The sequence below is a fragment of the Geobacillus sp. CAMR5420 genome, assembly GCF_000691465.1.
Lineage (GTDB): Bacteria > Bacillota > Bacilli > Bacillales > Anoxybacillaceae > Geobacillus > Geobacillus thermoleovorans.
In genome coordinates this window covers 1-15,271 of record NZ_JHUS01000052.1, presented here as the reverse complement: position 1 = coordinate 15,271, position 15,271 = coordinate 1, and the positions used below count along the sequence as shown (strand labels likewise).

Here is a 15,271-nt window from a genome sequence, read left to right as displayed (position 1 = left end):
TGCCCAAACGCGGCCGATGTACTACAATAAACATAGAAACCGTTTTTTCCCACACGAAGCGTCATCAGCGCTTCGTTCTGAGCAGACGGGTTCGAGAGGGAAAGGTGCGGCTTGAAAAGAAAGCGGTTTCTTATGTCTGGAAGGCAAAGGGGGATCGGAATGAGCGATGTCGCAAAGATGAAGGAAGCGGCGTTTCCGGCTCCGACGGTGGAGGAGTGGGAGCGGGAAGCGGAAAAGTCGCTGAAAGGCAAGCCGCTCGAGCGGCTTGTATCGATGACGTACGAAAACATTGCGGTCAAACCGCTCTATACGCGCCGCGATGTGGAGGCGCTCGGCCCGCTGGAGCAGTACCCGGGCTTTGGCCAGTACGTGCGCGGAGCGCGGCCGGAAGGGTATCGGGGCGGGCCGTGGAAGGTGAGCCAGGAGATTTCGGCGGCGAGCCCGTCGGAATGGAACGAAGCGGTCAAGCACGACTTGGAGCGGGGACAGACGGAAATCCATTTCGCTCTCGGCCGGCTGCCGTTTGCCGTCGAGTCGGTTGAGGATGTGGCGGCGATGTTTGCTGGCGTGCCGCTCGATCGCTATTCGCTCCGGGTGAACGCCGGGGCGCGGTCGCTTTCGTTTTTGGCGCTGCTTGTCGCTTATTTCAAGGAACAGGGAGTGCCGCTATCGAGCGTACGGGGCGCGATCGGCATGGATCCGCTCGGAGCGTGGGCGGAACAGGGGACGCTTCCGTGTTCGCTTGAGCGGCTGTATGATGAAATGGCGGAAGCAACGATGTGGGCGAAGGACGAGATGCCTGCTGTCCGCACGATGTTCGTGCGCGGCGAGCCGTACCATAACGGCGGGGCGAACGCCGTACAGGAGCTGGCGTTTGCGATGGCGACAGCGGTCGAGTACATCCGCGCCGGGCTCGATCGAGGCTTGGCGGTCGACGACATCGCGGTGCGGATGCAAGCGTCGTTTGCGGTTGGAGCGGATTTTTTTATGGAAATCGCAAAACTGCGGGCGGCGCGGCGCTTGTTTGCTCAAGTGATGGAGGCGTTTGGCGGCGGTGAATCCGCAAAGCGGATCGAGCTATATGTGCGCACGTCGCCGTTTACGAAAACGGTGTACGACCCGTATGTGAACATGCTGCGGGCGGCGGCGGAAGCGTTTGCGGCCGTTGTCGGCGGCGCCGATGGCGTGCACGTGTCGCCGTTTGACGAAGCGATCGGACTCGCTGATGAGTTTTCACGGCGCATCGCCCGCAACACGCAGCTCATTTTGCTTGAAGAGGCGCATATGGCAAACGTCATCGACCCGGCGGGCGGCTCGTATTATGTGGAAACGTTGACCGCCAAGCTCGCTGAAGAAGCGTGGAAGCTGTTCCAACGCGTCGAAGAACAAGGCGGCATGGCGAAGGCGCTCGAAGCCGGCTTCGTGCAGGCGGAAGTGGAAGCGGTCGCCAAGCGGCGGCTTGATCGGGTCAAGATGCGGAAGGAAAAAATCGTCGGCACGAACGTGTATGCGAACTTAGAAGAAACGCCGATCGAAAAGCCGACGCAAGCCGCGGCGAACGAGTTGCCGCCGCTGGATGAAAAGCGGATGGCCGACATTCGCAGTACGCTCGTCAGTGGGAATTGGGTGGAAGCCGCAATTGGCGCGGCCCGCCGTCGAGCAACCGCTCGGGAAATCGCGGCGGCTCTCGCTGACGGAAACACGTCCATCCGCATTGCGCCGATTCGCGCATGGCGCTTGGCCGAGCCGTTTGAGCGGCTGCGCAAGGCGGCCGAGAAGCATGCGGAGCGTACGGGAAGCCGGCTTTCCGTTCACTTGATCAATATCGGGCCGCTTGTCCGCCATCAAGCGCGCGCCGATTTCATCGCCGGGCTGTTTGCGGCCGGCGGGGTGGCGGCTGAGCGGAGCGACGGCTTTGCCTCGGTCGCGGAAGCGGTTGAATGGGTGCAAAGCACGAGCGGGACGCATTATATCGTGTGCGGCGCCGACGACGATTACCCGGCGTTTGTTCCGGCGTTGGCTCGGGCGTTCAAGCAGGCCAAGCCGAACGCGAAGCTGTATGTCGCCGGAAAGCCGCCGGAAGAGCTCGAGAACACGTACGGGGCCGCGGGCGTGGACGGATCGATTCATCTCGGTTCGAACGCGTACGAGGTGATCGTGGCGTTTTTCACGGAAAGAGGGGTGGCGTTGGATGGCGAAGTACGTTGATTTTACCACCATGCCGCTTTCCACGGCGGCGGCCGATGTGGAGGAGAAACAGTGGAAAGACGCCATCGAGCGGCGCGTGCAAGCGTCGATCGATGAGCTGTTGGTTCAGACGAATGAGCACATTGCGGTGAAGCCGCTGTATACAAAGGAAGACATCGATGGGCTTGATTTTCTTGATTATATGCCCGGCTTGCCGCCGTACTTGCGCGGGCCGTACCCGACGATGTACGTCGTGCGGCCGTGGACGATCCGCCAATACGCCGGCTTTTCGACCGCCGAGGAGAGCAACGCCTTTTACCGGCGCAACTTGGCGATGGGGCAAAAAGGGTTGTCGGTCGCCTTTGACCTGGCCACCCATCGCGGCTATGACTCCGACCATCCGCGCGTCGTCGGCGACGTCGGCAAAGCAGGGGTGGCCATCGATTCGGTGCTCGATATGAAAATTTTGTTTGACGGCATCCCGCTCGACCAAATGTCGGTGTCGATGACGATGAACGGGGCGGTGCTCCCGATCATGGCGTTTTACATCGTCACCGCCGAAGAGCAGGGAGTGACGCAAGACAAACTGTCCGGCACGATTCAAAACGATATTTTGAAAGAATATATGGTGCGCAACACGTACATTTATCCGCCGGAGATGTCGATGCGCATCATCGCCGACATTTTCGCCTATACGGCCAAATACATGCCGAAGTTCAACAGCATCAGCATCTCCGGCTACCATATGCAGGAAGCCGGGGCGCCGGCTGATCTGGAGCTGGCGTACACGCTCGCCGACGGGCTTGAGTACGTGCGCACCGGCTTGAAAGCGGGCATTGACATCGACTCGTTCGCGCCGAGGCTGTCGTTTTTCTGGGCGATCGGCATGAACTACTTTATGGAAGTGGCGAAACTGCGGGCGGCGCGCCTCATGTGGGCGAAAATGATGAAAACGTTCAACCCGAAAAACCCGAAATCGCTCGCTCTCAGGACGCATTCGCAAACGTCGGGCTGGAGCTTGACCGAGCAAGATCCGTTCAACAACGTCGTGCGCACGCTCATCGAGGCGCACGCGGCGGCGATGGGGCATACGCAGTCGCTCCATACGAACGCCTTGGATGAAGCGATCGCCTTGCCGACGGATTTCTCGGCGCGCATCGCCCGCAATACACAGCTGTACTTGCAGGAAGAAACGGGCATTTGCCGGACGATCGACCCGTGGGCCGGTTCGTATTACGTCGAAGCGTTGACGAACGAATTGATGAAACGGGCGTGGGCGCATATCGAAGAAATCGAAAGCTTGGGCGGGATGGCGAAAGCCATTGAAACGGGCATCCCGAAAATGCGCATCGAAGAAGCGGCGGCCCGCCGCCAAGCGCGCATCGATTCAGGAGCGGAAACGATCATCGGCGTGAACAAATACCGCCCGGACAAAGAAGAACCGATCGACATTTTGGAAGTCGACAACACCGCCGTGCGAAAGCGGCAAATCGAGCGGCTGAACGAGCTCAAGGCGACGCGCGATAGCGAGCAGGTCGAAGCGGCGCTTGCCGCCATTACAAAAGCGGCGGAAACGGGCGAAGGGAACTTGCTTGAGCTTGCCGTCCAAGCGGCGCGCGTCCGTGCGACATTGGGCGAAATTTCGTATGCGATTGAAAAAGTGGCGAAGCGCCATAAAGCGGTGATCCGCTCGATTAGCGGCGTTTACAGCTCGGAATACAAAAACGAAACCCAGCTCGAACGGGTGAAGCGGCGGGTGGAGCAGTTCGCCGAACTGGAAGGGCGGCGTCCGCGCATCTTGATTGCGAAAATGGGACAGGATGGGCATGACCGCGGGGCGAAAGTCGTCGCCACAGCGTTTGCCGATTTAGGGTTTGACGTCGACATCGGCCCGCTCTTTCAAACGCCGGAAGAAACGGCGCGCCAGGCGGTCGAAAACGATGTGCACGCTGTCGGCATCAGCTCACTGGCCGGCGGACATAAAACGCTCGTGCCGCAGCTTGTGGCGGAGCTTGAAAAACTCGGCCGCGGCGACATTCTCGTTTTTGTCGGCGGCGTCATCCCGCCGCAAGACTACGCGTTTTTGTATGAGCACGGCGCCGCCGCCATCTTCGGGCCGGGAACCGTGATTCCGGAGTCAGCGGAAAAGGTGTTGGATGAAATTTATGCCCGGCTTGGCTATGAGGAAGTGAACCCATGAGCGGGGAAGAGAAACGGCGGGAACAGGAAAGTGGCCAGAGCGCAGCTTCGGACGGGCAGCCGCGGCGCCCGGAATGGGCGGACGGCAATGGTCTGTCGTCGTACGTGCAAGCCGAGCGCCCACCTGCGCCGAAGCGGCTCGTGCGGCGAAAAGAACGATCGGTTAAAGAATACGTCCAAGGAGTGCTCGCCGGCGACCGCACCATTTTGGCGCAGGCGATTACGCTTGTCGAAAGCAATGCGTCTAGGCATATGGATCTTGCCCAGCAAGTGCTCAATGAACTGCTTCCGCACGTCGGCCGCTCGATTCGCATCGGCGTCACCGGCGTGCCGGGGGCGGGAAAAAGCACGTTCATTGAAGCGTTTGGCACGTTTTTATGCGAGCAAGGGCACCGCGTCGCGGTGTTAGCCGTCGACCCGACAAGCTCATTGACCGGCGGCAGCATCCTTGGCGACAAAACGCGGATGGAGGCGCTTGCCCGCAATCCGCTTGCTTTCATCCGTCCGTCCCCATCGGGCGGGGCGCTTGGCGGCGTACACCGAAAAACGCGCGAGACGATGATGCTGTGCGAAGCGGCCGGCTATGACATCATCCTCGTCGAGACGGTCGGCGTCGGGCAAAGCGAGTTTGTCGTCCGCGGGATGGTTGACTTTTTCCTGCTGCTCGCCTTAACCGGCGCCGGCGATGAGCTGCAAGGCATGAAGCGCGGCATCATGGAGCTGGTGGACGCCATCGTCATCAACAAGGCGGACGGCGATAATAAAGAAAAAGCGCGGATGGCGCAAAACGAATACAACCAGTTTCTCCATTACCTCCGCCCGGCCACGCCCGGCTGGGAGACGAAAGCATACACATGCTCGGCGCTGTTGGGCGAAGGGATCGCCGACATGTGGCGCGTCATTCAAACGTTTGTCGAGACGACGAAGCAATCCGGCGTCTTTTTCGACCGCCGCCGCCAGCAGCAAAAAGACTGGATGCACGCCATGATCAAAGAATATGTGGAAACGCGCTTTTTTGCCGATCCGGTCGTGAAAGAAAAGCTCCCGATGCTCGAGAACAGCGTCATTTCCGGCGCCAAGCCGGTCACCGCCGCCGTCCGCGAGCTGATCGAGGCGTATGAACGGAAGCGAGGCGGTGAACTGTGATATGATAAAGGCAAATCGAAGGAGGTGTCACGATGTTCCAATTTCAATTTCCGCTCTATCACGACATCGTCGAACAAGCGCGGCGTGAAGCGGTCGAAGCCGGATTTGAAGAACTGCGCACGCCGGAAGACGTCGATGCGGCATTCCGCCGTCCGGGCACAACGCTTGTCCTCATCAACTCGGTGTGCGGCTGCGCCGGCGGCATCGCCCGTCCGGCAGCGGCCCACGCGGTTCATTACGACAAGCGCCCGGACCATTTGGTGACCGTCTTTGCCGGCCAAGACAAAGAAGCAACCGCCCGCGCGCGCGAATATTTTGTCGGCGAGCCGCCATCCTCGCCGTCGTTCGCCTTGTTAAAAGACGGGAAATTGTGCGCCATGCTGCACCGACACGACATCGAAGGGCACGAACCGGTCGCCGTCGTGCAAAAGCTGCAGGCGCTGTTTGACGAATATTGCGAGGAAGTGTGAAAGGAGAACCCGAAGTTCGAAAAGGGACTTCGGGTTTTTGCATGACCATTATTGTTTGTGATAATAGAAATGAAGAAGGAAATTGATCGTATCAGTCAAATAAATGAGCAACAAGTCACAACTGTTTTAGATGGTGTTTCAGAAAATGTCATGAGTAAAATTTACAAAGAATGGGTATTAAAATTATTACAGTATCGAAAAGAATGGCTCGTAAATTGGTATATGGAGGTGAAATAAGCGATGCGCCCTTTTGTGCTTTGGTTAATTTGGCAAAATGAATGTACTCGGCAGCGATATCATATTGGAAACTTATTACACGATGGGGATAAGTATGTATTTTATTATGAACGTAGCAGGAAGAGAAGAGGACTGTTCGAAGCACTAGAAAACGGTTATCAACCTCATTTGTCGTTTCCGGATATAGGAAAAAAATACGTTTCTAACAGATTGTTCGGGCCTTTTGAGCGGCGTTTGCCTGACCGGCGCCGTCCGGATTTTTTAGAAATTTTGCGGACATACGGCTTGCCGCGCGATTGTACAGATATGGATATGCTGCGAGCGACTGGTGGTAAACTTGCGACAGATTCTTATGAATTTGTAGCGCCCATTTATGTATCGGGAAATCATTTCGATTTTGATTTTTATGTCGCCGGTTGGAGGTATTATGAGGGAGATCAAGTGGTTCAACATCTTAAAGTGGGAGATGAGGTGCATTTTCGGTTAGAGCCGGAGAATAGGCAAGATTCTAAAGCAGTAGAAGTGTTAACAGATGAAGGGGGTAAGCTAGGGTATATTCCTGCTTTCTATAGCGAGTTTATGTTTAACCTTATTCAAAATAACGGGCGTTATATGGCGAGAATTGAATCAATTCATGTTGAGGCTTTTCCACAGCGGAAAGTAAATATAAGTGTCTACGGTGAGCTCCTTCCATCTTGCCAGACGCAAGATCTCGATATGCTACATGAAATATCGTTAGAAGTGATTTAGTCTGTTCACTGTTTTCTGAAGTAGGCATGTTTGATTTCAGATGAATGAATATGTCCACGAAATCGAAACGCTACTGCAAAACATCAAAGAAGAAGTGATCGACCGTGATGTATGGAATGAGCCCGACCGTGTTTGAACGGCTGATGGCGTATTTCGCGGGCGAAGAAGATATACAAAAAGTCGTTTTGTTCGGCTCGCGGGCGCGCGGCACGGCCCGCTACAACTCGGACATTGACTTGTGCATTGACTAGACCGGAAAACAGAAGTGGAAAATCAAAGAGGATCTTGACGAGATTGTCGGCATTTACTCATGTGATGTGCTCTTTTTTGACGCGCTGAACGAAGCGATCCGGCGCGAAATCGAGCGCGACGGGAAGACGATTGATGACAAAGCCCGCTCATAAACTATTTTTGTTTAGGATGGTCTGTCCCGTATCGGGGAGATGAGGTGGGGGCTGTACGGGTGTGTCCAACGAACGGAGACCACACCAGCAAGCCCCCACATTCCTCTGTTGGGTTCCGCCCTCGTTTACCAAAACTCCCGTCCAATCCACCACACCGAAAGGACAATGCCCGCCCCCAGCCACATCATGGGGAGAAGGAGGGACAGCGAATCCGCCGGCGCTTGAAACAAAAACAGATGCGGCCACGGCATGAACGTCCCTTGCGTCGCGACTTCCATAAACGTATAGACCGCGATGACGGACAAGGCGACATCCAGGCTGCCAAAGACGCCTAACAAGGCAAGCCCAATCAACTGGTAAAACAAAAACAACAGAAACAGGTGCCCCAACACGGGAGCGGTGAGAAACATCGTTCCTTGAATCCCTATGACCGCCGCGACAAGAAGAGCGATGCATCCCCCATGCAAAACGGCATAGCGGACCAAGTCGAAGACGACCGCTTTCCGGTAATGCCATACCAACGCGTCTTTCGCCCCTTCGTCGTACAAATGGCGGTACAAAAAGACGAGATGCCATCCGGCGATCGGCACGGCAATGCCTTGGATGACGGTGTACGGCAAAAACGGTTCGTCGGAGCGGGCGGACAAGACCGCCATCAACCCGACGCACAGCCCATACACGAGAAACGGAAACCAGTACAATCGGCCGAGCAAGCGGCGGTCAAAAGAAAAATGATGGGCGATCGTTTTTTTATCCATGCGCTTCCGCCTCTTTCAACAACGCCAAATATCCGTCCATCAGCCGCGGGGCGACAGGCCGGCCGATGGGTTGTTCGGACAAGACGCGCACGACGACGTGGGAAGGCTCTTCGCTCATTTGAACGACTTCGTTGGCGGCCATAACCGAGTCAAGCTCCTCCAATGGCACGTCCAACTCATACGTATAAGGGGCGGCTTTTTGCTTGAGCTCATCGGGACTGCCTTCAAACAGCACCACGCCGCGGTCCAACACCCCAATTTTCGTGCACAAAAATTCAATGTCCTCGACAAGGTGCGAAGAGATGACGATCGTATGATCGTGCCCCAGCCGCTTCAACAAATTGCGAAACCGCACGCGCTCGCGGATGTCAAGCCCGGCCGTCGGCTCATCAAACAGGAGGATGGACGGCTCCCGAAGCAGCAGCATGGCAATGCCCACCCGCCGCCGCATGCCGCCGGACAGCTCGCGCATTTTTTTGTTGAGGTGCGAAGACAAGTTGACTTGTTCGATGACCTTCTCGATTTTGGAGCGGCAGGCGGCGGGATGTTCCCCTTGCAAGACGGCGAGATGCTCAAGCACTTCATACATCGTCAGCTCCGGATACATCATAAACTCTTGCGGCAAATAGCCGATCTCGTTCACCCGCTTCACTCTCGCGCCCGTGCTGATCGGCTCGTCTCCGAGCGACACCCGTCCGGCATTGAACTCCAACAGTCCGGCCACAATGCGCATCAACGTCGTCTTGCCGGCGCCGTTTGGCCCCAGCAAGCCGTACACGCCGGAGAGGGTGAGGGATACATCGGATAAAATCGGCTTCTTTTTCACGATTTTCGTCAATCCTTCAATGACGACCGCCAACGCCGTTCACCTCCTGCATCATCTCCAAGATGCGGTCCCATGTCCAACCGTCGTCCATGTTCGCATACCATGTCCGCAAACATTGTTGCTTTTGGTCGACATCCAGCGGCTGAAACGCCTGATAAATGGCTTCAATTTGCTTCTTTACGGATGACGGCTGCGACTCGAACCACTCGCTTTTGGAGCTCCAGTCGATCACCGAAAGGCCTTGTTTTTGCATCAGCCAGCGGGTGGCCAGCGAAATCCACTCGTTGTACATGATCCGCGATCCTTTCGGCGGAACCGAAAGACGGAGCATTTTTTCATAATAATCTCGTTCCATATGATAGGTGCCAATCGAAAAAAAATTCGTGTTATATATAAGTTGAAACTTTGTTTTACATCCAGTAGAGCGCCCGCTGCATTCTATCAAAATGACTTGTTATGAAGGAAAACAGAATCGAACAATCGGAAAATCTTTATTGCAACTTATATAGACAAGATGGTCATGGGCCATAAACGAGGATAGCCCCGAGCTGGAGAACACAATCTTGTTCGGCAGCGATGAAACCGCCGTGGATGCGATTTGTTGTACATGATGAAACGTTTTTTTCAACTGGCGGATGACCGTCGGCGCCCGTTCCGCCATGTGCGGCCAGTCAGCCGGGTAGGTGATCTCATATCCTTGATCGACGAGTTGATGCCCTTGCCCTTTGATCAAGGTGACCGCCTGCGCTTTCCCTCGGTAACCCGTCCCCCGCTTTGGCACATTGCAAAACAGCACATCGCCGTCCACGTTCAAGGTAAAGGTGTACGTTTCATTCGGAACGAATTGATCGGTGAACGCCCCATCCCAAGCTCTCGTTCCCGCCACCCGATATTCATAAGCCCGATACATGTGCGAAGCCCTCCTTTTCGGATACCACGCCCGATCCGCCAACAGGACGATGCGGCCGTTCGTGTACGGAATGAGCGCCGTATCGACGATCTCATAGGAAAAGGTGAGCGTCGAGGTGCGTTTCGGCAGCCGCACGGTCACGAGATCGCCGTTTCTCGTAAACGTGACGGGCTGGTGGTCCGCTTCAATCGAGTGGAGCGGATACAAATGGTACAGTTGAAACGTGGGCCGGTTTGTGTCCAACTGGGACAAGGCCACGCGCACGACCGCGCGCGATCCATGCAAAGAAATGTCATACGACTGGATACGGTAGCGCAAATCGGCCTTGATGGTTTGCGGCATTCGACGGTACTCCTCAAGTTCGGTCGTCTGATCGGCCCGGGTGAACGCCTTGGTGTTTGTTTGCAAGGAGTGGCAGGCGGTTAGGACGATCAGAAACGGGAAGATGAGCAGCGCTTTCAGGACGGCGTTTCGCTCCTTTCTCGTCTGCGTAAAGCGGATCGACGACAACAACGCCAATCCGACAAGGGAAAGAAACCATGCGGCCCATTTCCATTCCCCGCCGCGGTCGACCTCAAACCCGATGTAGGAATCATACGCCTGTTGAATGGCGTGTTTTCCGATAAACAGCAGCGACGTCCAGTCGCGGGCATGAACGGTTTGGGACAAATCGATGAACAGCTCAGTCGTCATCGGGCCGGTCAGGATCCATACAAGCAACATAGCGAAAAAACTGACCTTTTTCGTTTCCAACAGCAGCGCGATGATGACGCCGTACAGAACGGTGAGCACGAGCGGTCCAAACTGGTAGACGGCGAGAAACCGAAGCAGCGACCAATACAGATCCGAAGGCTCCACCCCAACGAAGAGATACACGAGTGAAAAAACGCCGTAGCTCATCATCAGCATGATCCCTTGGCACAGCGCATGAACCGCCAGCAAGGCGCTCATTTTCTCCAGCAAAATCCGGTAGCCGTCGGCGAACCATGACGAAACGCCGTAACGAAGCTCGTTGGAGTAGAGAAAGTAGAACCATACGATGTAAAAGAGCGAAACGATTTGGACAAGCATGAACACTTCAGAAGGCAAATCTCCAGAGTATTCCATGCCTGCATTCATATCGTCTGAAAAGAATAAAACGAACCTGACAAGCAGCAAAACAAAAAATAGGATGCTGGCGCCAACGTATAACTTGCTTTTCAACAATCGTTTCCAATAAAAAACAAACAGCCATTTCCACCTCATCACCGATCAACCGCTTTCTTTCTGAGAAGTTGACAAATGAAAAATGCGGTCAGGGATCTCCGCATTCTTTTTTAGGCGTATCCCTGACTTCCTCATCATCCGGATTCGGCATCGTTATTTGACCGTAATGGTCACGTATCCTCTTGAACCAACCGTTTGGCCAACAATTTGGCCATAATACTTATCGTCTTTGGTTTGTGGAAAACTGCGCGTTTCTTCTTGACCAGGATTGAGCCAGTTGGTGGAGGCGACGACGCTGTCGGGCCACCAATTGATCAATTTGTAAGCATAGCCTTTCGTTTGGATGGTAAGCCGTTATTTGCCGCCAAACGTCAATGATCCCCTATCTGCTTTTATTGAGGTTTCCGATCTCCTTTGCTCATCCATACAATGGTGATGAATGCTGCTAGAAAGATGGACAGCGTTAACATGATGAATTTGCTGATGAGCATCGGTTCCCAAACCGGCGGCTCGAACAAAAAGATATGTGGCCAAGGCATGAACGTTCCTAATGTGGCCACTTCAAGCACCGTATAAATAAAAATGACTGTCAGTGCGATATTGGTGTTTTTTGTAAGAACAAGGGCTGCAGTGCTGAAAAATAGGTAAAAGAACGTCAATAGAATGAAATGAATGAGATTCAAAAAAGACAAAGAAGAAACTCCATATTTCCACATGAATGCCCCGCTTAGCACGACAACCCCAAACAAATGGATGAAAGAATAACGTACGATATCGATCCAAACCCATTGCCTATAGTAAGGGACAAGCGTTTCTTGCGCTCCATCTTCATACAGTTCGCCGAACCGATAGATGAGGCACCAGCCGGAAAACGGGATGAACAGCCCTTGGATGATAATCACATTGTCGTAAATACTTGGCGATTTGCGGGGAACAAACAAAATAAGCAACAGCGATAGGATGAACATCGCCGGTGGAACAAAAAATGCTCCGCCCATTGTCTTGCGGTCAAACACGAATGCGGTTCGCATCCATTCGATGTAAGCTTTCATCTTGGTTCCCCTCTCCTGACAACAGCCAAATAGCCATCGATCAATCGCGGCGCCACCCGTCTCCCCCCTGTTCCCCCATTTTTGGAGAACACTCGCGCGTGAATGCCATCCTCTTCTTCGAGAAGCTGCACCACTTCTCTCGTTGCGATCAAGTCATCCAATTCTTCGGGGTGTATGCAATATTCCCATACGCAGCCTTCTGCGCGGGACTTCAGCTCAGACGGCGTGCCTTCAAACAACACTTGCCCTTGTTTTAAAACCCCAATTTTGGTGCACAAAAACTCAATGTCTTCCACAATGTGCGAAGAAATGACAATAGTATGCTCGGAACCAAGCTGCTTGAGCAGATGGCGAAAGCGGATTCGCTCTTCAATATCCAAGCCGGCAGTCGGCTCGTCAAACAGCAAGATGGACGGCTTTCGCGTCAATAAATGGGCAATTCCCACCCGTCGCCGCATTCCGCCGGACAGCTCGGACATCTTTTTCGTCTCATGGCCGTTCAAGTTCACTTTTTGAATTGCTTCGGCAACGGTCGCGTGCCGTTCGCGTTTGTCCATCATTCCTTGCAATAAAGCGAGATGGTCAAGCGCTTCTTCGACCGTAATGTTCGGATAGACCATGAAATCTTGCGGCAAATAACCGATCCGTTCATGAGCTTTCACATATTTTCCTTTGGTGCAGCTTCGTTCGTCGATCGCCACCTGCCCTTCATCCATGGGTGTCAAGCCGGCCAATATTTTCATCAATGTCGTCTTGCCGGCTCCGTTCGGTCCGACTAACCCGTAAATCCCTTCCATGCAAAGCGATACGTTCGATAAAATGAGTTGTTTTTTGATTCGTTTCGTGACGCTGGATACATGGATCATGTCTGTCCCTCCTGAACCATGAGGATAAGTTGTATCGCTTTCTCCCAGCTGCCATCTGCTCCTTCCCTCATTTGTTTGTACCATAAAGCCAAAAATTTTTGTTTTTTCTCATCGGATAAGCGTTCATACTCCCCAGACAGCTGTCTCAGCACTTCCTCTGTTTTCCCGTCAGGAGAGTCGACTGACAAAGCCAAATCAAACGTCAAATCTCCTCCGGAATAGGGAAGGGCTAATTGTTGTTGGAACCATCTTGCCAGCAACGCTTGAAACACTTCTTTTTGCATCGATGAATGTGCTCCCCTCCAAAGAAGTCCTTCTGTTATGATTTCCGGCAAATACATCAATGTTCCTTCTTGGGAGCGAAGGGAATATGGCGTATCAATTTGAAGAAGCAAATGATCGCTGCTATATACGCTCCGTTGTTCACCATGGGGAGCGAGCAACACGATGTTCGTCGGCAACTTTGCCTCTTTTAAATCGAACATCTGCACGATGTCATGGTGGATGCGCCGTACATGACGTTCGAAAACCGGCCAATTCCGCTTAAGATTCGGCCAATCGGCGGGGTACACGATCTGCCACGGCCCGATTTTTTCCTTCAAAAACATTCCCGCTACGGCTGTAATGCCGCCGGACACAACTCCTTCGTACGTTCCGTCGCTTCGGCGCGGCAAATTCGTATAAAACGGCGCCGTTCCGTGAAACGACAACGTATAGCGGATCGGATGGCTCGGTTGCATCGATACAGGCACCGGACTGGAATGAACGTTCACAAAGGCAAACGGCGCATGGTCGGCTTTTGTCGGCACCCAGCTGAAATCGCTCGGCAAAAACAAATAGTGCGGTGAAATGGGAATTTGCGCGGAATCGTTCATTTGATACTCAAACGTCCATTCGTCGGTCAAGCGATTGGATGACCGTTTGACCGTGATGACATCCCCCTGTTGAATAAACGGCAGCTGTTTTCCGGTTTGATCGGTGATTTGCTTCAGAGAAAAATGATGATAAAGCACGAACGACAGCGTGTCGCCCCGAATTTGTCGCAAGGTCACTTTCACTTTCGCATGTACACCGTTTTTGGCCTCCAGCTGAATGTCGTACCGTTCAATCGAATAGTGCAATGTGCTCGGTTTGATTGTTGGATCATGAGTTTGATAGTAAACATTTTCTTGAGCCAAATCAGCGTAGCTAAACACCAGTTTGCTTCCTGTGAAAATATGCGGAAACAACCAAGCATCACCCGACAAAAGCAAAGCAACGCCCATGATAATGGCCGCTTTCTCCTTTGTAGTGCGGGCCGTTTTCCAAAGAATGGCCCATACCGCCATCATCGACGCTAGAATCCAAAACAATATTTTCATATACGTCGGAAGGCTGACGCTGTATCCAATGACGTCACGAAATACATCGTCCATATTCAACGGACCGATGTAGAACAAACTACGGATGTCGGAAAAGGGGATGCGATGGAAATAACGGGAAAACAATTGTGTATTCATCGGGCCGATTGCCAGCCAAATGACCATCATCCAGGCAAAGCTTAATCGGTTTTTCCCAAACAATAGAGCAGTGAAAATACCAAGAAAAAAGGCAAATACGAACGGCAATAGCCAATATACGGCAATATACGATGCCGTTTCGGTATACAACGAAGAAAAGGGAAGGCTCCATGTCCGATAAAACTGCCATACGAGCACAACTTGCAGACCGGTGAAGAATGCAAGAAACAACAGGTGATTGGCGAACAAGGCGGCGATTTTCAACGCTGTGATGCGAAGTGAACCGGCAAACAAAAGATTGGCGCCAAATCGGTATTCATCAGAGAACAACTTGTAAAAAAACACCATAAACAGCAGCATTGCCGCTTGGACGATTAACGTCATTTCCCCGACAAAATTTCCATAATCCGTCTTACCAAAGGAATCGTACTGGCGAATGAGAAAGCGCATCATCAGCATGATTAACAAAAATGTGTATGTTCCCATATAGAGAATGCTTTTTCCCATCTGTTTGGCGTAAAACCACGATAGGCGAGTAAACAAAGCCATAAGGGGTCACTCCATTTTCAGCATGGTCGTATCCATCAACGATAAAGGAAAGCAAGCGAATGCCGGTGTGATGGAGCCGTGTTGACATTCGCTTGCTTGTTGAATGAAGCGTGCAAACTTAATTCACGGTCACTTTTGCTTCGCCGTGAACTACCCCCACTTAATTTTCTAGCGAAAATTTGAAGTGGGGGTTTCCAAAGAAGTTTGACTGC

The 15,271-nt window shown here is 53.3% G+C and carries 12 protein-coding genes and 1 pseudogene; 6 read left to right on the top strand and 7 right to left on the bottom strand.

Annotation, left to right across the window (positions count from 1 at the left end; genetic code table 11):
- Window positions 1-159: 159 nt before the first annotated feature.
- The 6 genes and pseudogenes from DI44_RS05210 (at window position 160) to DI44_RS0117245 (ending at window position 7,393) form a co-directional block, all read left to right on the top strand.
- Window positions 160-2,208 carry a methylmalonyl-CoA mutase family protein gene (locus DI44_RS05210; protein WP_033025832.1) on the top strand — a complete coding sequence of 683 codons (2,049 nt, stop codon included), beginning with the start codon at window positions 160-162 and terminating at the stop codon, window positions 2,206-2,208.
- A complete protein-coding gene (scpA, locus tag DI44_RS05215) occupies window positions 2,192-4,387 on the top strand; it encodes a methylmalonyl-CoA mutase (protein WP_033025830.1) in 2,196 nt (731 codons plus the stop codon). Before DI44_RS05210 ends, scpA begins: the two co-directional genes overlap by 17 nt.
- Window positions 4,384-5,532: a methylmalonyl Co-A mutase-associated GTPase MeaB gene (gene meaB, locus DI44_RS05220; protein WP_033025829.1), complete on the top strand. Its 1,149-nt coding sequence runs from the start codon at window positions 4,384-4,386 to the stop codon at window positions 5,530-5,532. Before scpA ends, meaB begins: the two co-directional genes overlap by 4 nt.
- Window positions 5,533-5,564: 32 nt before the next feature.
- Window positions 5,565-6,002, top strand: a complete 438-nt coding sequence (locus DI44_RS05225) for a BrxA/BrxB family bacilliredoxin (protein WP_020756259.1) — start codon at window positions 5,565-5,567, stop codon at window positions 6,000-6,002.
- Window positions 6,003-6,242: 240 nt separating this feature from the next.
- Complete coding sequence (locus tag DI44_RS05235; protein WP_033025828.1) at window positions 6,243-6,989, top strand: HIRAN domain-containing protein; 747 nt, start codon at window positions 6,243-6,245, stop codon at window positions 6,987-6,989.
- Between the two features lie 107 nt (window positions 6,990-7,096).
- Window positions 7,097-7,393 (top strand): annotated as a pseudogene (locus DI44_RS0117245) (nucleotidyltransferase domain-containing protein).
- Between the two features lie 125 nt (window positions 7,394-7,518).
- Here DI44_RS0117245 and DI44_RS05240 read toward each other — a convergent pair.
- The 7 genes from DI44_RS05240 to DI44_RS05260 all read right to left on the bottom strand — a co-directional run bounded on the left by DI44_RS05240 (window position 7,519) and on the right by DI44_RS05260 (window position 15,059).
- Window positions 7,519-8,151: a hypothetical protein gene (locus DI44_RS05240; RefSeq protein WP_011231847.1), complete on the bottom strand. Its 633-nt coding sequence runs from the start codon at window positions 8,149-8,151 to the stop codon at window positions 7,519-7,521.
- Window positions 8,144-9,010: an ATP-binding cassette domain-containing protein gene (locus DI44_RS05245; RefSeq protein ID WP_011231846.1), complete on the bottom strand. Its 867-nt coding sequence runs from the start codon at window positions 9,008-9,010 to the stop codon at window positions 8,144-8,146. Before DI44_RS05245 ends, DI44_RS05240 begins: the two co-directional genes overlap by 8 nt.
- Window positions 8,994-9,269: a hypothetical protein gene (locus DI44_RS18190; RefSeq protein ID WP_235048666.1), complete on the bottom strand. Its 276-nt coding sequence runs from the start codon at window positions 9,267-9,269 to the stop codon at window positions 8,994-8,996. The genes DI44_RS05245 and DI44_RS18190 overlap by 17 nt, the downstream gene beginning before the upstream one ends.
- Before the next feature lie 162 nt (window positions 9,270-9,431).
- A complete protein-coding gene (locus tag DI44_RS0117235) occupies window positions 9,432-11,132 on the bottom strand; it encodes an ABC transporter permease (RefSeq protein WP_241766394.1) in 1,701 nt (566 codons plus the stop codon).
- Window positions 11,133-11,485: 353 nt separating this feature from the next.
- A complete protein-coding gene (locus DI44_RS05250; protein WP_033009445.1) occupies window positions 11,486-12,145 on the bottom strand; it encodes a hypothetical protein in 660 nt (219 codons plus the stop codon).
- Window positions 12,142-13,011, bottom strand: coding sequence for an ABC transporter ATP-binding protein (locus DI44_RS05255; protein ID WP_033025825.1), 870 nt, complete (start codon window positions 13,009-13,011; stop codon window positions 12,142-12,144). Before DI44_RS05255 ends, DI44_RS05250 begins: the two co-directional genes overlap by 4 nt.
- Window positions 13,008-15,059 carry an ABC transporter permease gene (locus DI44_RS05260; protein WP_033025824.1) on the bottom strand — a complete coding sequence of 684 codons (2,052 nt, stop codon included), beginning with the start codon at window positions 15,057-15,059 and terminating at the stop codon, window positions 13,008-13,010. Before DI44_RS05260 ends, DI44_RS05255 begins: the two co-directional genes overlap by 4 nt.
- Window positions 15,060-15,271: the final 212 nt, after the last annotated feature.